The sequence below is a fragment of the Simiduia curdlanivorans genome (genome assembly GCF_030409605.1).
GTDB classification, from domain to species: domain Bacteria; phylum Pseudomonadota; class Gammaproteobacteria; order Pseudomonadales; family Cellvibrionaceae; genus Simiduia; species Simiduia curdlanivorans.
This window is the reverse complement of the sequence record NZ_JAUFQG010000004.1, coordinates 2419619-2441738: the sequence shown is the minus strand read 5'-3', so window position 1 is coordinate 2441738 and position 22120 is coordinate 2419619. Positions and strand designations below refer to the sequence as shown.

Here is a 22120-nt window from a genome sequence, read left to right as displayed (position 1 = left end):
ACGAGAGAATACGCAGCCTGATGTACCCATACATCAGATTACCGGTGCTTACAAAACACCCGTGACCCCAGCCCCTTGAAATACTCACCCAAAAAGGCTCACTAACGCGTCACACCACCAATATAGTCAAAACTACCATAAGAATGCAAGACCCTTGTGTCGATATCTTGCATTTGGGTGTTTAGATGTGTGTTTCGTCATACAGTCACAAAACCCTATACTCACGCTAACAATCAGCCATAGGACGCCGGAATGTTCAGATATCTCGCCTGCTTTAGTCTCCTTTTGAACCTGCTTGCCTGCTCGACCGAGCAAGACAGCGCTGAGGATTATCAATGGTTAGAACAGGTAGAAGGTAAAGCCGCCATTGCCTGGGTCGATGCTAATAACAGTGAAACGGCGGCCAGACTCGGCAAATCTGCGCTCTATCAGCCCCTGTATGATCAGGCGCTGGCTATTTTGTCTAGCCCGGAGCGCTTGCCAAAGATCGATCAAAAGGGCGACTACGTTTACAACCTTTGGCAGGATACGGAACATCCGCGGGGCGTTTACCGGCGCAGCTTAGTCAGTGATTTCATTGCTAACGCCCCAGTTTGGCAGACCGTCGTCGATCTCGACGCCCTGTCGGCCGAGGAAAACAAGAAATGGGTGTTTAAGGGCTTAAATTGCCTAGCGCCGGAATACCGCCTCTGCCTGCTGTCGCTGTCAGAGGGCGGCGGCGACACCATCGAAGTGCGCGAATTTAATACGGAAACACTGAGCTTTGTCGCGCAAGGTTTTAACCTCGCGGCGGCAAAAACAAATATCGACTGGATTGACGAAAATCAGGTTTACCTCGGCACCGATTTTGGCGCCGATAGCCAAACGGATTCCGGCTACCCACGCCAAGTGCGTATTTGGTCGCGCGGCACCGCCTTTACCGATGCCAAACTTTTATATAGCGCCGACAAGAGCTCGGTATCGGCCAGCGGCCATCGCTATAAAGACGGCCAGTTCAGCGTCGACATCATTACCGACGCCACCACCTTTTGGGAGTCTCGCTATCAGCTGCTCGCCAACGGTAAGCTGAGCGATATCGCTCTGCCATCAACCGCCACCATTAACGACTTTATAAAAGGCCAATTGTTAGTTTCACTGAAACAAGAATGGCAGTTCAACGGCCGCCTATTTCCCGAAGGCGCGGTGCTGTTAATCAGGCCACAAGCACTGGTCACACCCGAAAAAGCGGCGGCCCACGACATCGCACTGTTGATAGAGCCAAGTCCAGAGTTTATCGTCGAGGAATTACACGCAAGCCCGCGCGGCATTCTCGCCATTGGCTTGGTCGACGTAAAAGCACAGGCGCGTTTGTACACCTCGGTTAACGGCAACTGGCGCTCCCAAGCCTTAGATTTACCTTCGGTGGGCAGCCTAAGTATTGAAACTATTGATCAGAAAAGCGGCGCGTTTTTCGCGCGATTTGAAGATTTTCTTACCCCGCCCAGCCTGTACTACCTAGACACCAACCTGAAATCCCAGGTGGTCGCCGCCCAAGCGGCAAGTTTTGACGCCAGCGAATTAAAGGTTGAACAGTATTTTGCCCAATCCGCCGATGGCACCCAGGTTCCCTACTTTGCGGTGATGAAAAAAGACACCCAATTTGACGGTAAAAACCCAACCCATATTTTTTCCTACGGAGGCTTTCGGGTTTCGTTAAAACCGTCTTACTCCGGCTCCTATGAAGATCTAAATGGCGTTTACGGAAAACTTTGGCTCGAGCGCGGCGGTGTATTCGTGCTCGCCAATATTCGCGGCGGTGGTGAGTACGGCCCCGCTTGGCATAGCAGCGTGCTATTAGAAAATCGCCACAAAGCCTATGAGGATTTTGAAGCTGTGGCACAAGACTTGGTTAACAAGAAGATCACCTCGGCCAAACATCTAGGTATTGAGGGCCGTAGTAACGGCGGCCTACTCGTCGCCGCCACGATGGTTAGACACCCAGAGTTATACGGTGCCGTTATCAGTGGCGTGCCGCTGTTAGATATGCAGCGCTACCATAGGCTACTTGCCGGCGCGAGCTGGATGGCCGAGTACGGCAACCCAGACATAGAATCAAACTGGCAGTGGCTGAAAACCTACTCGCCCTTCCAAAAGGTCAGCGCCGAACAACAATACCCACCGATTTTGTTTTACACCTCAACCAAAGACGACCGCGTGCACCCAGGCCACGCGCGCAAAATGGCCGCTAAAATGAAAGCTCAGGGCCACCGCGTTGAGTATTATGAAAACCGCGAAGGCGGCCACGGCGGCTCTAGCACCAAAGAGCAACTGGCAAAGCGCGTTGCCCTTGGTTACACATTACTGTGGGAAACCTTACGCTAACTGCTGGGCTCTCACATAGCGAATCAACCCAGAGGTAGAGCCGTCCTGTGTTGCCGGCGGCTCTTCACCCTCCAGCTGTGGCTCCAATTTATTCGCCAACAGTTTGCCTAACTCAACACCCCATTGATCGTAAGAGCACACATCCCAAATCACGCCTTGCACGAAGATTTTGTGTTCATAGAGCGCAATTAAACCGCCCAAGCTTTGCGGGGTAATTTTTGTCATCAATAGCGTGCTGGTCGGTTGGTTACCTCTATGTACTTTATGCGGTGCCAGGGCACGTTGTTCTGCCTCCGATAAACCGCGCGCCGCGAGATCGGCGAGCACCGCCTGCTCATCCACACCGTCCATCAAAGCCTGAGTCTGGGCAAATAAATTAGCCAAAAGATTCGTATGGTGCTCATCTGTTTCCAGCACGGGTGTGACTGAGCCAATGAAATCTGCGGCAACGTTATGAGCACCCTGATGTAACAGCTGATAGAAAGCATGCTGCCCATCAATGCCCAACTGGCCCCATAAAATCGCACCAGTGGTGTAGGAAATCGACTCGCCCGCGCGGTTGACGGTTTTGCCGTTACTCTCCATTTCCGCTTGCTGTAAATAAGCCGGCAAATATTTTAACGCCTGATCGTAGGGTAAAATGGCCTGCGTTGGCATATTGAGGAAAGTGTTATTCCACACCCCAATCAAGGCCATTAACAAGGGCACATTGTCGCGTTCTGGCGTCTCAAAAAAATGTCGATCCACCTCATAGGCGCCGGCCAGCATCTGCTCGAACTGGTCAAAGCCTAAATACAGTGCCACCGGTAATCCGATGGCAGACCAAAGTGAAAAACGCCCGCCGACCCAATCCCACATCTCAAAACAATTTTCCGGCGCTATGCCCATGGCCTGCGCTTTTGCCACCGCAGAGGTCACCGCGACAAAGTGTTTTGCCACCGCGTCGTTTGCACCAGCCTGTTGCAATAACCAGGCCTTCGCCGTGCGCGCGTTTAACAGGGTTTCGCGCGTGGTAAAGGTTTTAGAGGCAACCACGAAAAGGGTTCGCTCAGGATCTAAATCGGCCAGTACACGGCGAATTTGCACCCCGTCGACATTGCTCACAAAATGGACCTTAAGCCTGTCGTCGGCATAAGACGCCAAGGCCTCGCAGGCCATTTGGGGGCCTAAATTGGAGCCTCCAATACCAATACTCACCACGTCGGTAATGGTTTTGCCGCTGTACCCGAGCCATTGACCCGAGCGAACCTGAGCGCAAAAGCGGCGCATTTGTTTTAGGCTGCGCTGCACATCTAAGGCGATATTTTTACCGTCTACCCAATAGGCACGACCGCTGCTATCCCGTAAAGCCACGTGCAACACGGCGCGATTTTCGGTGCTATTTAATGGCACTCCATCCCAAAGTTGTTGGCGCCAAGCCGGAAAATCCACCGCTTTAGCCAAATCTAACAGGCGCTCAAAGGTGGTCTCGCAGAGGTTGTTTTTGGAAAAATCGTACAACTTATCGGCCACCCTGCGCGAGCAATTGGAAAAGCGTTGCGCATCTTGCTGAAACAAGCCCGAAATGGAGCGATCTTTAACTGCCGCGGCGTGCTGAACCAAATTCTGCCACTCGGGCAACTCTGCTCTGGAAGACATAACGGAACCTTAATTTCGATAAAAAATGACAACGTTGTCTCATTTTCCACAAGCAATCAAACCTTGTCAATGCGAAGTTCGCTTTCTTTCTTGCTGTGGCAGCCATAACCGTCTCGAGCTAAACAGACCAGAGCCCGAAAGGTGTTTCGGCTTGCCGAAGCCCGCGAATCGCTCTACCCTAGCCCCATCTTCGAATCCGTATTTTGCAAAAAGGCACCTCAAACCCCATGAAGGCAACCATCAAGGACGTGGCAAAACTTGCCGGCGTATCATTTAAAACCGTTTCTCGCGTCATTAATCGCGAGCCGAGTGTCGGGCAAGAGCTGCAAGAAAAAGTATTGGCTGCCGTTAAAGAATTAAACTACCAACCCAATTTAGGCGCGCGACTCATGCGCGGTGCCGCCTCTTCAATCGGCTTCATTTACGACAACCCCAACAGCAACTACGTCATCGAAATGCAGAATGGCATTTTGAGCACCTGCAGAACCGAGGGTTATGAATTAGTGATTCACCCCTGTGATGCAAGATCGCCGGACATACTTTCCGAACTGACAGAAATGCTCGATCGCTCGCGCGTCGGCGGTTTAGTGTTAACGCCACCACTGTCGGAAACGCCAGCGGTTATCGAGGCGCTGAAAAAGAAAAAGGTGCGTTTTGTGCGTATTTTATCGGGTTCGCACGCACCGGACAGCCAATCCCCCTGCGTTTTTATCGACGATAAAACCGCAGGTTTTGACATCACCCAATACTTGATCGACTTAGGCCACAAACGCATTGCGTTTCTCGGCGGCGATATGGAGCACGCCTCCAGTGGCGAGCGCCTTGAGGGTTACAAAGACGCGCTCAAGCAGAATAACTTAGCCATTGATGAATCGCTCATCCTACCCGGCGAGTACGCGTTTGAATCGGGCATTGAACGCTCGAAAAAATTGCTGTCACTGGCCAATAAGCCCACCGCTATTTTTGCCTGTAACGATGAAATTGCCGCGGGTACTTTATTTGCCGCGCGTATTTTAGGCGTTGCCGTGCCCCAAGCGCTGTCCATTGTCGGCTTCGAAGATTCACCCTTTTCTCGCCAAGCATGGCCAAAACTCACCACTGCGCAACAACCCAATAACACCATCGCACAGACAGCCGCCAAACTGCTTATCAACGATATCCGGTCCCAGCGCGATGACGATAGCGATGCTGCGAATCAAGGTTTTTATCCTAAATTAGTGGTTCGAGATTCGAGCTGCCCCGCCGCACAATGAAATAAGGGGTGAAACGGGGCTTTACAGGCCCGTTTTTTTACCTCACAATGACAACGTTGTCTCACAATTATTGGGGAATTTGATGTCCAGCGCACTCGCCACCATCCAAGCAGAACAAACCTTGATGTACCAGGAAGCCGCGTCGAGCGCCGATGTGGTGGCCAACCAACAAACCTTAAATCAGGACGCTGTTCAACAAGCCGTGGCGGCTATTAGAGCCTTCAACCCTAGCGCCGTGGTAACGTTGGCGCGCGGCAGTTCGGATCATGCAGCAACCTATGCCAAGTATCTTATCGAGACTCGCACCGGCATTTTGACTTCCTCCGCATCGCCCTCGGTTAGTTCGGTCTACCTGGCCAAACAACGGCTGCACGGGGTTTTGTATATTGCGTTTTCTCAGTCGGGCAAAAGCCCTGACCTATTAGCCGGTGTGGCGCAGGCAAAAGCGGCCGGCGCACTGACCCTAGCCATCGTTAATGTTGAAGATTCACCGCTGGCGCAAATGGCAGATCTGGTTATTCCACTCAGAGCTGGGCCAGAAAAAAGTGTCGCGGCGACCAAGTCTTACATCGCAACCTTGAGTGCGATATTGCACCTAGTGAGCGAGTGGAGCGAAGATCAATTATTACAGAAGGCGTATAAACAACTGCCGCAATTGCTGGCCGACGCCTGGCAATGTGATTGGTCCGCAGCGCTTGACACCTTAAAAGATGCATCCAATTTATTCGTCATCGGCAGAGGCTTAGGCTTCGGCGTGGCGCAGGAAGCAGCGCTGAAATTCAAAGAAACCTGCGGCCTGCACGCCGAAGCATTTAGTTCGGCGGAAGTAAAACATGGCCCCATGGCCATCGTAAAAGCCGGCTTCCCCGTACTCATGCTGGCGCAGCAGGACGAAACCAGCGACGGATTTAACGCCTTGATTAAAGACTTTGAAGCTCGCTCGGCCAAAGTACTAGTCGCCGGCGAACGCGCCGTAGGCCCATTAAGCTTAGAGGTTGTTGGCGGCGCTCACCCCGCTCTCGCGCCGCTCTTGGCCATTCAAAGCTTTTATAAAATGGCCAACGCATTATCCGTGGCGCGCGGTTACAATCCAGATGAACCACCACACCTTCGCAAGGTCACGGAGACCCTCTAATGCAACGCCTAACCGCGCTCATTAATGCAACCATTTTCGACGGCGAGCACTGGCACAGCGATAAAGCCCTAGTGCTGGCCAATGATAAGATTCGCGCGTTGGTGCCAGCAAGTGGCTTGGAAAAGGCTAACTACGAGCTGGTCGACCTGACTGGATTAAAACTTATTCCTGGGCTTATCGACACCCAAGTCAACGGTGGCGGCGGGGCTCTGTTAAACGACAAGCCCAGTGTCGCAACCCTTTGCACCATAGGTGATGCCCACAGAAAGCTGGGCACCACCTCTTTTTTACCCACCTTAATCAGCGACGATCTCTCTGTGGTGGGCGCCACCATCAAAGCCGTTTCCGAGGCGATGGCAAAGAAAGTGCCCGGTGTTATTGGCGTGCATTTAGAGGGCCCGTTTTTAAACAGTTTGCGTAAAGGCGTACACAACGCAGAAAAGTTTAAAGTGATAGACGAACAGGCTTTCGAGCTGCTGACCTCACTCAAGAGTGGTAAAACCTACGTAACACTAGCACCTGAGTGCACCACGCCGGAAATGATAAAACGCCTTGCCGATGCCGGCGTTATTGTTGCCGCGGGTCACACGGCGGCAACATACGAGGAAACAAAACTCGCCCTCGATAGCGGCTTGAAAGCCTTTACCCACCTATTTAATGCGATGACGCCGCTCACCAGTAGAGAACCCGGTGTGGTGGGTGCCGCACTCGAAGATCACCATAGTTGGTGTGGCATTATTGTCGATAATTATCACGTTGCGCCTGCCACGCTGAGAGTCGCTATAGCCGCAAAAGCTAAAGGCAAAATGGTATTGGTGACCGACGCCATGCCGACCGTAGGTGCCAGCGAAAAATCCTTTATTTTAAATGGCGAAAAAATATTTGCTAAGGATGGCCGCTGTGCCACCGCTAACGATACGCTCGCCGGCTCAGACCTGGATATGATTGGCGCCGTTAAAAACACCCATGAATTATTGGGCCTAGCCTTGGGCGAAGCCATCCGAATGGCGTCCACCTACCCAGCCGAGATGTTGGGTATGGCATCGGAGCTCGGGCAACTCAAACCTGATTTTCGCGCTAACTGCATCACCATCGATGATGATTTTAATGTGCATCACAGTTGGATTGATGGCCAATTGGTGCAATATATTTAGTCTGCGCAAGCCGATATAACCCTCTTGTCAAAAATTCTATAGGCGGCTTAGCTGCCTATTTTTCTTTGCCTATTCGCTACTAATACCCTAGACAAGCAGGACGATGGACAAGCAAGGTAATGAACAGCCAGTCACAAATCCGCCTGTTAGATAAATAGTGACCTGCTACTATGGAGCCATAATAAAACCCTTGGAGCAGGCATGAAATTTTTGCGCGTTTTATCCGTAAGTGTTGTCGCACTTATTATCATTTCAATTACCGCGATCTACCTACTCTTGCGCATGAGTTTGCCGCAACTCGACGGCACGCTAACACAATCCGATCTGCAAGCCCCGGTATCGATTGAGCGAGACGCGCAAGGCATCGTAGAGATTGAAGGTAAAACTCGAGCTGATATCGCTTTTGCCCTAGGCTTTGCCCATGCCCAAGAACGCTTTTTTCAGATGGATTTACAAAGGCGCAACGCCGCCGGCGAATTGTCGGCGCTGTTTGGAGAAGCGGCGCTAGACCACGACAAGCAAGTAAGATTACATCGATTCCGCGCTCGGGCTCAACGCAACTTACAGCACTACCCAAGCCACGCCATCGATATTCTGAATGCCTACAGCAAGGGCGTTAACTTTGGTTTAGAAAGTTTATCGGCCGCCCCTTTTGAGTACACCCTGCTCGGGCAAACCCCTGCCCCTTGGCAGCCAGAAGACAGTATTCTTACCGTCTTCAGCATGATTCTCGTATTGCAAGACGATCAAGGTTGGTTCGAACGCACCCGCGGTATTATGGCCGAATCTTTACCCGCTGACCTCTACGCCTTTTTCACACAACAAGGAGGCCAGTGGGACGCGCCGCTGATAGAAAGCGACACAACCGGGGCCAGCCTAGCCTCAGCGCCTATCCCAAGCACCGGTTGGTCCGATTTAATGCCCGATTCGACCGCGATGCGCTATGTGCCCATAGTGTCTGAGGATGTCGTCGTCGGCAGTAATAACTGGGCTGTGTCGGGTGCTATCTCCAAACATGGCGGCGCCATGATTGCCGATGACATGCACCTCGCCATTCGGGTGCCCAATATTTGGTTTCGCGCCCAGTGGCAACATCCTGATACCGGGCGTTTAGTCAGCGGCGCCACGCTCCCAGGCACTCCTTTAGTCGTCGCAGGCTCAAATGGCAAAGTGGCATGGGGCTTCACCAATACCCAGGGCGATTGGTCCGATGTTATTTTGCTCGAGCTCAATGACAGCAAAGATGCCTACAAAACCGCCGAGGGCTGGCAGGCATTTGAACTTTTCCAAGAAGCCATCGCGATCAAAGACCAAGCCACACATTCCTTCCAAGTCCGGGAAACCCAGTGGGGCCCGGTCATCGGAGAAGACTCAAAAGGCCGGCTCTTAGCGCTGAGATGGACGGCGCACGACATAACTGGCGCCAACATGGGTCCCTATATTATGGAGTCTGTGGCGTCCGTGGCCGATGCGCTTAAGCTCGGCCCCAGTTTCGGTATGCCGCACCAAAACCTCGTTATGGCAGACGATAGCGGCGCTATCGGCTGGACCATCGCTGGCCCCTTTCCCAAGCGTGTCGGTACCGACGGCAAACTACCTGAAAGCTGGAGCGATGGCTCGCGATCATGGCAAGGGATTCGTGGGCTGGATGAACATCCCGCCATATCTACACCGGAAAACCAACGCATTTGGACGGCCAATGCAAGAACCCTTTCAGATGAGGCCTTCGAAAGGATGGGTGATTCTGGCTACGCCCTTGGTGCGCGGCAGCAGCAAATTAGAGACGATTTATTCGCCCTAGAAAGCTTTGACGAAAATGACTTGCTCAACATTCAACTGGACGACAAGGCCGTTTTCTTAACGCCCTGGCGCGATCATCTATTGCAACGCCTGTCGCAAGCGGACATTACTCAGCCCTCATTGATTGAAGCGAAAGCGCACCTAGAACAATGGACAGCAAGGGCGGAAATAGACTCTGTAGGCTATCGACTAGTGCGCGAGTTCCGATTAAAGACCATCGAGTATTTAACCGCACCGCTGATTAGCTATATGCAAACCATCGATCCAAACTTCGATTTAGCAAACGCTAACCGGCAAATCGAATACCCAGCTTGGAGCCTACTGCAAGCCAGACCGCTGCACCTACTCAATCCAGACTTTAGCAGCTGGGATGAACTGGAACTTTTCGCCATTAACGCGGTGGTGGAGCCTTTATATAAAGACGGCAGTCTCGCCGATAATACCTGGGGCGAGGCCAATAAAGTGATTATCGAACACCCCATGGCGCGCTTTGTCGGCCCCATCAAGTGGTTTATGTCCATGCCCCATGAACCACTCAATGGCGACACCCACATGCCGCGAGTGCAAACGCCCACGCACGGCGCCAGCGAGCGTTTTGTCGTTTCACCTGGGCGAGAATCTGAAGGCATTTTTCACATGGCAACAGGGCAAAGTGCGCACCCGCTGTCACCGTTTTTTGGCAATGGTCATCAAGATTGGGTAGATGGGAGAGCCTCGCCTTGGCTCAAGGGTAAAACGACACACACACTGATAATAAGTCCATAAATAAAAAAAGGCCTTCATCGAACACTGCTGTCCCACAAAAACGATATGACCATCGTTAGGCTTTAAGCCTCACAGTAGATGCGACATCTCGGCGTGTACTTGGACATGAGTTTGGTGCCCACACTAGCAACACGACGTGAATACATCCATCTAGTCTCAACACCCGCCCTTTGGGACCGGCCCACAATGACACATTGTGGGCGTTGCTATCGCTGCAAAGCATGCTTTGCCTATTAGCGATATCAACCCATGCGGGTGACGGTCGCTAGTACGGGCACCAAACTCTCCCGCGACATAACTGTGGGACAGCAGTGCTTCATCGAAGGCCTTTTTCAATGAAACTTATATTTAAGCTCGCGACTCTTTTCGCACCGTCACATCTTCCACTTGCGCACTGGGTGCGGGCACTGAAATATTGACCTGACCGGCATTCACGTTTTTATCCACCGTGTACTCGATAATACCGACGCTAATATTATCTTTCCCGCCCATCTCATTGGCTTCCGAAATAAAACGATAGCAACACTCCAGGGCTGGCCTATGGGTCGACAACACAAACTCGAGCTCACCGTGGTCGAGATACTCCGTTAAGCCATCACTGCACAACATCAATAATGAGTTTTGGGTTAACGCATAAGTATTAATGTTAGGTTCAATGAAATCAGTCACACCTAAGGCTCGAGTAATGTGATTTCTAACGCGACTGGAGCGCGCCTGGGTAACGGTCAAGGAACCGCTATCGATCATCTCCTGAACCAAACTGTGATCACTGGTGAGCTGACAAAGACCCTCTTTATTCCAGAGATACGCGCGTGAATCGCCTAAATGGGCAATTGTGACCTTATCCTGCCAAACCAATGCAAGTACAATTGTACTTCCCATATTGGCTAATTGAGGCGCGGTTATTTTAGCATCCAAAATTCCAGCATTTGCGGCATTCAGCGCATCTAAAATTTTGGCATGGATGACTAACAATTGCTGATCGGGCGTACAAGCCTGAAAAGTACTGGTGGGCAGGGCTTCGAGATGCTCGGTTACTGACTTAACCGCAATTTGGCTGGCTTTAGAGCCGCCCGTATAACCGCCCATACCATCGGCAATAACGACAAAACCCATCGGCAATGAAGGATGATTATACCAACCAATATGGTCCTCATTTTCATCCCGCATTTGGCCGATATCTGTTCGACCATTTATGGCGAGGCGAATTGCTTCCTTTGGTGTCATCGCACTAATCCAATGTGGCTCCTGCCGCCTCCATCAGGCAACATGCTGCGCTGGCATTTTAGCGCAATCCAATTTCAAAACTAAAGCAAGTCCAACGATTTATAATCGATTGACAGCCCAAAGACGCCAGATACAAACCAAATGAGTACGATAGCACCACAAACTCTTGCCATAGGTATTTGAAAAATTGCACCCAGATTTGCGATAATGCGCTGCCCCATAGGGAAGGCTATTCAAAAGGATTCGAAACCAAATAGGGACTCCCTGCCAAGATGGCAAGATTACCGCGACTCAATCTACCCGATATACCGCAGCACATCGTACAAACAGGCCACAATAATTTGCCCTGTTTTTTTGATGATGAAGACTACGAATTTTATTTACAGAGCCTAAAAACAGCTGCAGAGCAATATCGCGTCGATATTCATGCTTACGTATTACTGCCGAACATGGTGCAATTCATCGCCACGCCGCGCATAGAGCAAGGCATATCCTCGATGATGCAATCCCTCGGTAGGCGCTATGTGCAGTACGTAAATCACCGATACCGGCGCTCGGGTACGCTCTGGGGCGGACGCTATAAATCTAGCCTTATCGACTCAGAAGCCTATTTACTCACCTGCTATCGCTATGTAGAGCTCAAGCCCATGTACTTGGGCTTGGCAAACGAACCTGGCGAATACCCTTGGTCGAGCTTTAACTTTCATACGACGTTAGAGACCAGTGAGCTGATTAAAGATCACCGACTTTATACTGAGCTCGGCAAAAACACGCGCGAGCGAGTACAGGCGTACCGAAAACTATTTCGCTATGCCTTTGACTCGCGACTTTTAACCTACATTGCAGAAACGGTTAAGTTAGGCCAAGTGTTAGGGGGAGATTCCTTTAAAGACCGTATCGAGCGAATTGCTAACCAGCGCGTGCGGCCACTGAAACGAGGCCGTCCGCGCAAGCAAGATGAGCAACCAACAAAGACAGGCGAGAATAAAACCAGCACCGTTTAGCGCCCTAGATGATTGGGTAACCATTCGGCGCTCTTATTAGATGCCAGCGTAGCCAATGCGAAGATAGGTATAGTCACTCAAGAAAAAGGCTAACCACTAAGGTTAGCCTCCTCTACACACCAAAAAATCTACCACGCACAATAAGTTGAGTGGACACCGACTTACCGGCATATCCTTCCCGCTGAGTTGGAGCATCTAAGCGTATAGATGTACAATTATTTTTTACAAACTCTCTAACTTTCTAATATCACTGCACCAAAATTCAAAAGATGTTACCCATTGCTATAGGCCATGCCGGCATAAATTTTCATACACCTTTTCATATACTTCTACTTGGCTAGGCGCAAAGTTAGTGCGACTTTTGCAGCCAGAGGACAACCTCACCTAGCGGCTCCTTCGGATTTAATGAATTATGCCTTTGAGCACCTCTGGAACTGTTGTTGCAACAGCTTCCGTCGGGCTGGTAAAACGAGACCAATAAGGAGGGCTGCGTTTCTTACGCCACCAATGAATTCAATAGGCGCGAGGCAAAAATCTATCACCCGCTTTACTGAGTTATAAATTATCGAAAATTGCCGCGGCCGTCAAAAATGCACCGATAGGATTTCATACAAAGAAAGCATTACATGCTTGGCTCAAACTAAGACTCTAGCAATCCATTTTTAACGACATTTGCGATAAGCTGCACGCACGCCATTAATAATACTAATTAATGTTTTACAGTCCTTACACTCCTATCTTCCCGGGTTGCTTCAGCGTAAGTAACCAATAAGTAACACCTAACGCTAAAATCGTAACACCGATGGCAAACACATATTCATAAGATAGCTTTTCAATATCCAATACAATAACTTTCCTAGATATTGCCATTAAAGCCGTCGCCACGACCAACTTTACCGGAAAGGTATTAGAGCCCAAATATAATCGGATATTGATAAAAATTTCAATGGCGATGAGTACGGCCATAAAAGTGCCAAATACGTAAAAGATATCGTTAATATCCAACAGCATGAAGGGTGGAGCCATCAACCGTTGGTATAAGACAAATAACACGTCACCTATACCCCAAATAATCACCAACACCATTAAGCCGGCAAGGACTTTCACCGCGTATTGAATAATTTTATGAAAAAAGGAAATCAAGGGATCGGGGTGATCTTTCGGAAGTTCTTGGTGCAGCTCGTCGTTATTAGTCACCGTCTATGCGCTCTTTAATGAATTCACCCACTAGCTACGCTGGATGAAAACCTTTAGATCACAATCCCGTAGGTCGTAAACTACAACATCACGCTAGCTGATTTTGGGCGTGGCGCTCAACGGCGCTGGAAATTGCATCGGGGTTAAAGCCTCTGGAAGCCAAAAAACGGTACCACTTGGCCTTTTCCTGCAAATCACAGCCTTGGCTTTTAAATTTTCGTTCCAACTGTGCCAAAGCGATATCTTGCCAACAGGGCTCCGCATCGCGTAAGCAGGCCTCAATTAACGCGGGCAACACGCCTTTTTGACGCAGCTTCATAGCTATCCAGCTCTCACCCTTGCCTTGGCTAATACCGTAGCGGATATAACTTTCGGTATAACGTTGATCGTTTTGATAGCCAAACTCTTGAACCCGAGCTAATACACTTTCTACATGATGTTGCTGTTCGGTTTTCTCCAGCAACTTCCGCGTCAGTTCAGCCTCGCTGTATTCTCGTCGAGATAACAGACTTAACGCCGCATCCATAATTTCTGCTTCCGTTTGCAACGGTGCCCGCGCAGACTTCATGTCAGTACCCTCTGTAGCCTTTTTTAAGCAAAAAAAAGCCCCGCAGCTTTGACACTGCGGGGCGAGCTAACAACCTTATGATTCTTCCGTTTCTACAACGCTGTCTTCATCGCTTGAAGATTCAGCTTTCATCTTTCCACCCAACAACTCTGCCCTAACCTGCTGCTCTATTTCCGCCTGTATTGCTGGGTTTTCTACTAAAAACTTACCGACGTTACTCTTACCTTGGCCGATTTTATCGCCTTTATAGCTATACCAGGCGCCCGCCTTATCGATGAGCCCGAGTTTCACACCAAAATCGATAATTTCGCCCTGCAAATTAATACCCTGGCCGTATAAAATTTGAAATTCAGCCTGTTTAAAGGGTGGTGCGACTTTATTTTTAACCACTTTAACGCGGGTCTCATTGCCAATCACTTCGTCGCCGTCTTTAACAGCACCCGTGCGGCGAATATCTAAACGCACAGATGAGTAAAATTTGAGTGCGTTACCACCGGTAGTGGTTTCAGGGTTGCCGAACATGACACCAATTTTCATACGAATTTGGTTAATAAAAATAGCTAGGCAATTAGCATTTTTAATATTGCCAGTAATTTTACGCAGCGCCTGAGACATCAAGCGCGCTTGCAAACCAACATGGTGATCCCCCATTTCGCCTTCGATTTCCGCCTTAGGCGTCAGTGCAGCCACGGAATCCACCACGAGCACATCCACAGCGCCGGAGCGCACCAACATATCTGCGACTTCTAGAGCCTGCTCGCCGGTATCCGGCTGGGAGACGATTAGGTCGTCAACATTTACGCCCAGCTTCTCTGCGTAAATAGGGTCTAAGGCGTGTTCGGCATCGATAAACGCGCAGACACCACCTTTTTTCTGGGCCTCGGCAATTACTTGCAAGGTCAAGGTGGTTTTACCGGAGGATTCAGGTCCGTAAATTTCAACGATACGCCCCTTCGGTAGGCCGCCTATGCCCAAGGCAACATCCAAACCCAATGAACCGGTTGAGATAGATGGCATAGCGATGCGCTCGCGATCGCCCATACGCATCACGGTGCCCTTACCAAATTGACGTTCAATTTGAGCGAGCGCTGCCTGTAGGGCTTTGTCCTTGTTCTGATCCATGTTGATACCTTTGTAATTTTCTAATTGTACGTTGTCTGCTCATTACTGAGCTTGTTAGCAAAATGTGTTGGCTTAACCAATCTATGTTGAGTAGCTTAAGACAATTTTACTGTATGCGCAACCAGTACTATATGGTTATACAGTAAATTTTATTAATTTAGTTAATTCAGTCAAGGCAACCACAACCGCCTGCTCTCTGATAGAGGCTCGATCACCGGCAAATACACAGCGTCGCGAGTGTGTTCCCCGGGGACCAGCCCAGGCAAACCAAACCGTGCCCACGGGCTTTTCCGCGCTGCCACCACTTGGGCCAGCGATGCCGGTGGTCGCCAATGCCCAGGTGGACGACGCCCTAGCTCTCGCGCCCTCCGCCATCTGTACCGCCACCTGTTCACTCACCGCGCCGAATTGAGTAAGTGTCGCCTCATCCACCCCCAAGAGCGCTATCTTGGCGCTATTGGCATAAGTCACAAAACCATAACCAAACCACGCCGAGGAACCCGCCACGGCAGTAAGTGCCTGCGCGACACCACCACCGGTGCAGGACTCCGCAACACTTAGGCTAGCCGCCTGGGCGACAAGTTGATCCGCTATCTGCTGAACCAAGTGATCTTGGCTTGCTGTCATTAACTTCTCCTAAACAACGTTTATGACCAAGGTAGATTTGCGTAGAATACCCCGCTTGATCCTGACCAGCACAGTCGACATTATGAACCAAGCCGTCCAAGACCTCTCCAATGAAACGCCCATGATGCAACAGTATTTGCGCATTAAGGCCGAACACCCCCATGAAATCGTGTTCTACCGGATGGGTGACTTCTACGAGCTATTCTTCGACGACGCCAAACTCGCCAGTGAACTATTGGATCTCACCCTGACCGCACGGGGCAAATCCAATGGCGAACCTATTCCCATGGCCGGCATTCCCTTCCACTCAGCCGACGGCTACCTCGCGCGCTTAGTCAAACAAGGGGTGTCCATCGCCATTTGTGAACAGGTGGGTGACCCAGCCACCAGTAAGGGCCCAGTCGAGCGCAGGGTCATGCGCATCGTCACGCCCGGCACCGTCAGTGATGAGGCGCTGCTCGACGAGCGCCAAGATAACCTACTCGTCGCCGTACACGCGCAAGATAACGACTACGGCATCGCCAGTCTCGATATCGGCTCGGGCCGCTTCCTGCTCTTAGAAGTGACAGGCTTAGAAGCGCTAGCGGCCGAGCTGCAACGCTTAAACCCAGCCGAGCTGCTAGTGGCCGACGAGCTGGTGGAGCTCGAGCTCTTCGCCAAGCGCAAGGGCTTACGCCGCCGCGCGCCTTGGGAGTTCGAGCTGGATACGGCATTGCGATTATTGAACCAACAATTTGGCACTCAAGATCTAGACGGCTTTGGCTGCTCCCACCTTCGCCACGCCCTGTGCGCCGCCGGCTGCTTGCTTAGCTACGCGCGCGAAACCCAGCGCACGGCGTTACCCCATATTCGCACGCTAGCGTTTGAGAATCGCGACGAGGCGGTGGCCATGGACACGGCAACGCGGCGCAACCTCGAGCTAGATACCAACCTCAGCGGCGGCGAGGAGAATACCCTGCTGTCGGTGATCAACACCGGCGTTACCGCCATGGGGCGGCGCTTAATGCGGCGCTGGGTTAATCGGCCGCTGCGCAACTTAAACACCCTAACCCAGCGCCAAGATGCCATCAGCTGGCTGCTCGCTGATTATGCCTTCGAGCCCATCCGCCAGAGTTTAAAAAATGTCGGCGATATGGAGCGCATTTTGGGGCGCCTGGCGCTGCGCTCGGCGCGGCCGCGGGATTTGAGCCGCCTGTTAAGCTCTCTCGCCTGCTTCCCACTCTTGCAACAACAGTTAGCCGAGTCGAACAGCGCCCGTATTCGCAAACTGGCGAGCCTAGTGAGCGAGTTTCCCCTGCTAGTCGATCTACTCGACCGCGCCTTGATCGAAAACCCACCGGTGGTGATTCGCGAAGGCGGCGTGATTGCCGAGGGCTTCGACCCAGAGCTCGACGAACTGCGCGCTATTAGCACCAATGCCGGCCAATTTTTGATCGACTTAGAGACGCGGGAGAAGGAACGCACCAAACTTTCCACCTTGAAAGTGGGCTATAACCGCGTGCACGGTTACTTCATCGAGCTGAGCCGGGGCCAAGCCGATCAAGCACCGGCCGACTATATTCGCCGCCAAACATTAAAGAATGCCGAGCGCTTTATCACGCCCGAGCTGAAGCAATTTGAGGATAAAGCGCTGTCGGCCAAAAGCCGCGCCCTAAGCCGTGAAAAAGCGCTCTATGAAGAACTACTAGAAACCCTCAATGAGCACTTACTTGAATTGCAGGATGCCAGCGCCGCCGTTTCAGAGCTGGACGTGCTGGCAAGCTTTGCCGAGCGCGCCGAGCATCTCAATTTTTGTAAGCCCTCACTTACCGAAGAACCCGGTATTCACATAGAAAAAGGCCGCCACCCGGTGGTGGAACAGGTGTCCAGCCAGCCTTTCGTCGCCAACGACTTAGCGCTATCCAGACAGCGCCACATGCTGATCATCACCGGCCCCAACATGGGCGGTAAGTCGACTTACATGCGACAAACGGCGCTCATCGTATTGATGGCGCAAATAGGCTGCTTCGTACCCGCTGCGCAGTGCGAGCTGGGTCTAACAGATCGCATCTTTACCCGTATCGGCTCCAGCGATGACCTCGCCAGCGGCCGCTCGACCTTCATGGTGGAGATGACCGAAACAGCCAATATTCTGCACAATGCCACGCCGAACAGCTTGGTGTTAATGGATGAGGTGGGCCGTGGTACCAGCACCTTCGACGGTCTGTCGCTGGCGTGGGCGGCGGCCATGCACTTGGGCCAAACGGTCAAGGCATTTACCCTGTTTGCCACCCACTACTTCGAAATCACCGCGTTGCCTGAGACACTCGCTGGAGTTGCCAATGTGCATTTAACCGCCACGGAACACAAAGATAACATTGTATTTTTACACCATATTCAAGATGGCCCGGCCAGCCAGAGCTATGGTCTTCAGGTGGCAAAACTCGCCGGCATTCCCGAAGCAGTATTAGCCATGGCGAGGCGACAATTAGCGCAATTGGAAGCGGGTAGCCACGGGGCTAGTGTCGCGCCAATTGACGCCGGTGCAGTGGTGGAAAGGCAGGCTGCGAAAAAGAGTGAACCAGCGCCAGATCCTTGGCAAGGCGAGCTATTTAGTGCCCCACCCCACCCAGTGGTGACAAAATTGGAGAAATTAGACCTAGACGAGCTAACACCGCGGCAGGCACTTGATCTCCTTTACGCGCTAAAACAGCAGATTTGAGTGACGTTAGCCGCAAAAGATTAGAAACCTGCCAAAGGTTACGGTAGAATGCCGGCGAATTTTTCGTATTAAGACGGAGTGCAATAAATGACATTCGTAGTTGGTGATAACTGTATTAAATGTAAACACACCGATTGCGTGGAAGTTTGCCCAGTTGACTGTTTCTATGAAGGCCCCAACTTCCTCGTCATTCACCCAGACGAATGTATTGACTGCGCCCTGTGCGAGCCAGAATGCCCCGTAGGAGCCATCTTTTCAGAAGACGAACTACCGGAAGGTCAAGAAGTATTCTTAGAACTGAATGCTGAGCTGGCACAAGTTTGGCCCAACATCACCGAGATGAAAGATGCCCCGGCGGATGCCGCTGAGTGGGATGGCGTTGAAAACAAGCTGCAATATCTGGAGCGCTAAGCCCGAGCAAGCGGCAGGTTTCAACGATAAAAAAACCGCGCTAAGCGCGGTTTTTTTATACTTGCTTTTTAACCTATACAACACGCTTAAACACACATTCAAACAACAAGCCCAGCGCGGACTCGCCTCAAGTGGTATAGGCTGTAAGGCTCAGGAACCCTTTTTACTAAATATCTATTAACTCCTATTAATATCTACTAAAGCTATTAATAGGGTGGCCAAAATCCACTGCCGCATTAAACGCAGAGGCTAAATCAAACGCCCGGCTCAGCCTTAACCAGTAGTCCCACACCAGTAAAACAATGCCGCACGTTTTCACTTTGCCGATTACACTAGTCCTGCAGCATATGCACCGTACTGGCTAAGTTCTTTTGTTTACTATCAATAAGCTTGAATTCATTCCAGCCGATCTTGACCACGTCGCCATGATTTAAAATCACCTTACCTTTAATTTTTTCGCTATTCACTCGCGTCCCGTTGGTGCTACCTAAATCTTCTAACACTATCTCTTGATATTCAGGAAAGTCTGGATTTTTCCTGATCGAAACCACCGCGTGACGGCCGCTGACGGCACCATCGTCTATCTGCACTCGATTATCGGCGTGGCGACCGATGGTGAGTGGTGTTTTATCTAAGTCGAATTTATTCACTACCACATCGTCAATTAATTGCGCTAACTGAGCCATATACACCTCGTCTAAACAATTGCACTTTATTCAATAATTTTCTAGTCTACTCGAAATCCCGCGCTAGCGATTTACGAATCGCTTCGGCCATTTCGCGGGCATTGGCAAAGCGATCCTCTGGGTCCTTTTGCAACGCCTTATTGGTAATTCGTGTGGCGCTTGGAGGCAATTCTGCTCTGTGCGTTCGCACACTGGCGTGCTTGCCCTGTAAGATCTGGTAAGTCAAATTAGCCAGACTATCGCCATCGAAAGGCAGCTTACCGGTGAGCAACTGATACATAGTAACGCCCAAGCTATAAATATCTGCGGCTTCGCTCACCTTTATACCTTTAAGTTGCTCGGGCGACATATAGAGCGGGCTTCCCATAACATCGCCGGTGCGGGTTTTGGAGTTATCCACGAGCCGCGCAATACCGAAATCACTTACCTTCATGCGCCCGGTTTCAGGGTCGTACAGCAGGTTGCTGGGTTTAATATCGCGGTGAATAATTTGATGTTTATGGGCATAAAAAAGCGCATCGGCAGCCTTGGCCATTAATCCATAGACAATAGGCACCGGCAGTAAACGCTTGGGGTTGGTGAAGTAATTTAACGCCTTACCAGGCACATAATCCATGGCTATAAATGCCAAGTCGGCCTCTTCGCCCGCATCGAACACTGACACAATATTCGGGTGACTGAGCCGCCCAGCCGCTTCCGCCTCTCTAAAAAAGCGCGCCTTTACCTCGGGTAATTGGCTGGGTTCAAAGTGTTTATAGTGCAAGGTTTTGATTGCCACCATACGACTAATACGTGGGTCTCGGCCGAGGTAAACCACCCCCATGGCACCACGCCCTAACTCTTTCTGAATTTCGTAGCGCCCCAGTACCGGCTTGTTAATAATCTGCTCATCGATGACGAGCGTTGCATCCAGGCCGCCTGTGCCCTGGCTGCCGGATAGTTCTTGCAGGCGCATAAGACGATTTTTTACATCGGAAAATTTCGGTGCCTTGATTAAAATATCGCGATACAGCTTTTCCGCTTGCTCGTACCGACGCTGCTTTTCGTAACTTTGCGCTATGTCATAACATGCTTGTAATTGCCACTTTTCATGGCGCAGCTGCATTAAACTATTTAAACTATTTTCAGCCTCCGCCAGTTTTCCAGAACCAATTTGTTCGCGCACTATTTGCTGCCAGCCTAATCGCCAACTTTCTCTTAAGCCTTCCAGTGATCGAGAAAAAACCAGCGCGATCAGACGCAAGATCACGGCACACCAAATAAACATTAGCGCGGTTGCCGTGGGCAGCCACCATTGGTAGTAGATATGTGCAGCCAGTTGCCATGCAACTAACGCCGTCGAAACTAAAACCAAGCTAAGTATCAAAACGGCGGAACCGGCGCGCAGCCAAATGGGTGCGGTTAACAGTGCCAGCAGAAGCAGACTCATAGGCTCCCAGGCCCAAGCCCAATCTGGGCTTTTCGGGTAATGGTCGGCCAACAGGGTATTCATTGCTGCCGCCGTTAACAGCGCCTCAGAATTCGATTGCGGTGCAATCAACAGGAGGTCAAATTCGCTTAACCGACCAGCCACGTCATTCATCGGTAAGACCACCGGAGCCAAGCGCCAATCCACCGGAAGGATACCGCGGGCATTAACCCATCGGAACCAAGCCTGATTTTGCGCCTGCAACTGGCCATCAGACCACTGCAAAGGGCCTAAGGATCGGTGTTTTTGCGCCAACAATAACGGCGCGGCTATTATCTTTTGGTGCTCACCCACCTGGCTCCACAAGCGCGCCAAGCCAGGAGCGCCAGCGCCTAGAAACTCATAATGTTGCTGCGCAGCCGCAAGATTTTGCATCCCCGCCGGCGTCTGATCCCGACCGGCCAACCACTGCAGTAGGCCAACGCTCCAAGGCGATGCGGTTAATTGGAAACTGAGCGCCCGGCCGCCGCCCAACTCCAGTTGGCCCCAGGGTAAAAACCAGAAAATATCTGGACTTCCGACAAAATCTTTCCACTGCTTTAGCTCATTCACTCTCGCCAACAATAATTGTCGCTGGGCTTGCGTAGCCTCGCCCTCGCCAGCGGAAAGTGCCGAGGCCAAGGCAGTAAAATCCTCCTGCTGGGTAAAGCCAGCAACGCCAAACGCCGAGGGTAGAAATACGTGAAAAGGCACCCCAGCGAGATGCAGCTCGATGAGCTTTTCAGTGAGCGGATGGTTAACGGGAAGGCGGGTAAAATCCGCGAGAAGTTCATCGGGAATTTCCGCCAAGCCAATTTTTACCGGACTTGGCGGTGCTGCGCTTAAGGAGTAACTGGCCGACAGCAAACGCTGATCTAACCACTGCAAGGGCTGCTGCAGCCACGCAGGCCACTGTAAAGCCAGCACAAAACCTAGGCTCAGCAGCAGATAGGTAACGTCGATGATTTCTAACTGGTCAAATATTCGCCTAAGTGGGCGCATGCGCAATGCCATTATCGGTATT

At 51.2% G+C, this 22120-nt stretch carries 16 protein-coding genes; 8 read left to right on the top strand and 8 right to left on the bottom strand.

Features of this window, described 5'->3' with window-relative positions; translation table 11 throughout:
* Nucleotides 1-252: 252 nt before the first annotated feature.
* Nucleotides 253-2361 (top strand): prolyl oligopeptidase family serine peptidase, encoded by a 2109-nt coding sequence (locus tag QWY82_RS10785; RefSeq protein WP_290262151.1) that lies wholly within the window; start codon nucleotides 253-255, stop codon nucleotides 2359-2361.
* On the opposite strand, the gene pgi is transcribed toward QWY82_RS10785, so the two are convergent.
* Nucleotides 2353-3999, bottom strand: a complete 1647-nt coding sequence (gene pgi, locus QWY82_RS10780) for a glucose-6-phosphate isomerase (protein ID WP_290262149.1) — start codon at nucleotides 3997-3999, stop codon at nucleotides 2353-2355. The two genes, QWY82_RS10785 and pgi, sit on opposite strands and share 9 nt — an antisense overlap.
* A 227-nt stretch (nucleotides 4000-4226) precedes the next feature.
* Here pgi and QWY82_RS10775 point away from each other — a divergent pair, with 227 nt between their 5' ends.
* The 4 genes from QWY82_RS10775 (at nucleotide 4227) to QWY82_RS10760 (ending at nucleotide 10106) form a co-directional block, all read left to right on the top strand.
* Nucleotides 4227-5252: a LacI family DNA-binding transcriptional regulator gene (locus QWY82_RS10775; protein ID WP_290262146.1), complete on the top strand. Its 1026-nt coding sequence runs from the start codon at nucleotides 4227-4229 to the stop codon at nucleotides 5250-5252.
* Between the two features lie 82 nt (nucleotides 5253-5334).
* Nucleotides 5335-6387: an SIS domain-containing protein gene (locus QWY82_RS10770; protein WP_290262143.1), complete on the top strand. Its 1053-nt coding sequence runs from the start codon at nucleotides 5335-5337 to the stop codon at nucleotides 6385-6387.
* A complete protein-coding gene (gene nagA / locus QWY82_RS10765) occupies nucleotides 6387-7541 on the top strand; it encodes an N-acetylglucosamine-6-phosphate deacetylase (RefSeq protein ID WP_290262140.1) in 1155 nt (384 codons plus the stop codon). The genes QWY82_RS10770 and nagA overlap by 1 nt, the downstream gene beginning before the upstream one ends.
* 201 nt (nucleotides 7542-7742) lie before the next feature.
* On the top strand, nucleotides 7743-10106 hold the full coding sequence (locus tag QWY82_RS10760) for a penicillin acylase family protein (protein ID WP_290262138.1): 2364 nt from the start codon (nucleotides 7743-7745) through the stop codon (nucleotides 10104-10106).
* Nucleotides 10107-10454: 348 nt separating this feature from the next.
* Here QWY82_RS10760 and QWY82_RS10755 read toward each other — a convergent pair whose 3' ends face one another.
* Nucleotides 10455-11333, bottom strand: a complete 879-nt coding sequence (locus tag QWY82_RS10755) for a PP2C family protein-serine/threonine phosphatase (protein WP_290262136.1) — start codon at nucleotides 11331-11333, stop codon at nucleotides 10455-10457.
* Nucleotides 11334-11605: 272 nt separating this feature from the next.
* Here QWY82_RS10755 and QWY82_RS10750 point away from each other — a divergent pair, with 272 nt between their 5' ends.
* Complete coding sequence (locus QWY82_RS10750; protein ID WP_290262134.1) at nucleotides 11606-12337, top strand: transposase; 732 nt, start codon at nucleotides 11606-11608, stop codon at nucleotides 12335-12337.
* A 726-nt stretch (nucleotides 12338-13063) separates the two neighbouring features.
* Here the strand turns inward: QWY82_RS10750 and QWY82_RS10745 are convergent.
* The 4 genes from QWY82_RS10745 to QWY82_RS10730 all read right to left on the bottom strand — a co-directional run bounded on the left by QWY82_RS10745 (nucleotide 13064) and on the right by QWY82_RS10730 (nucleotide 15851).
* Entirely contained in the window at nucleotides 13064-13534 is a 471-nt protein-coding gene (locus QWY82_RS10745; protein WP_290262131.1) for a phosphate-starvation-inducible PsiE family protein, read from the bottom strand.
* 88 nt (nucleotides 13535-13622) lie between these two features.
* Nucleotides 13623-14102 (bottom strand): regulatory protein RecX, encoded by a 480-nt coding sequence (locus tag QWY82_RS10740; RefSeq protein WP_290262129.1) that lies wholly within the window; start codon nucleotides 14100-14102, stop codon nucleotides 13623-13625.
* 75 nt (nucleotides 14103-14177) lie between these two features.
* Nucleotides 14178-15224, bottom strand: a complete 1047-nt coding sequence (gene recA, locus QWY82_RS10735; protein WP_290262126.1) for a recombinase RecA — start codon at nucleotides 15222-15224, stop codon at nucleotides 14178-14180.
* 135 nt (nucleotides 15225-15359) lie between these two features.
* On the bottom strand, nucleotides 15360-15851 hold the full coding sequence (locus QWY82_RS10730; protein WP_290262123.1) for a CinA family protein: 492 nt from the start codon (nucleotides 15849-15851) through the stop codon (nucleotides 15360-15362).
* An 82-nt stretch (nucleotides 15852-15933) separates the two neighbouring features.
* Between QWY82_RS10730 and mutS the strand changes: the two genes are divergently transcribed.
* Both mutS and fdxA read left to right on the top strand, forming a co-directional pair.
* Nucleotides 15934-18552, top strand: coding sequence for a DNA mismatch repair protein MutS (mutS, locus tag QWY82_RS10725; protein ID WP_290263517.1), 2619 nt, complete (start codon nucleotides 15934-15936; stop codon nucleotides 18550-18552).
* Nucleotides 18553-18639: 87 nt separating this feature from the next.
* Nucleotides 18640-18963 carry a ferredoxin FdxA gene (fdxA, locus tag QWY82_RS10720; RefSeq protein WP_290262120.1) on the top strand — a complete coding sequence of 108 codons (324 nt, stop codon included), beginning with the start codon at nucleotides 18640-18642 and terminating at the stop codon, nucleotides 18961-18963.
* 332 nt (nucleotides 18964-19295) lie between these two features.
* Here fdxA and QWY82_RS10715 read toward each other — a convergent pair whose 3' ends face one another.
* Both QWY82_RS10715 and QWY82_RS10710 read right to left on the bottom strand, forming a co-directional pair.
* Nucleotides 19296-19649, bottom strand: a complete 354-nt coding sequence (locus QWY82_RS10715) for an FHA domain-containing protein (protein WP_290262117.1) — start codon at nucleotides 19647-19649, stop codon at nucleotides 19296-19298.
* A 46-nt stretch (nucleotides 19650-19695) separates the two neighbouring features.
* Entirely contained in the window at nucleotides 19696-22098 is a 2403-nt protein-coding gene (locus QWY82_RS10710; protein ID WP_290262114.1) for a serine/threonine-protein kinase, read from the bottom strand.
* Nucleotides 22099-22120 lie beyond the last annotated feature (22 nt).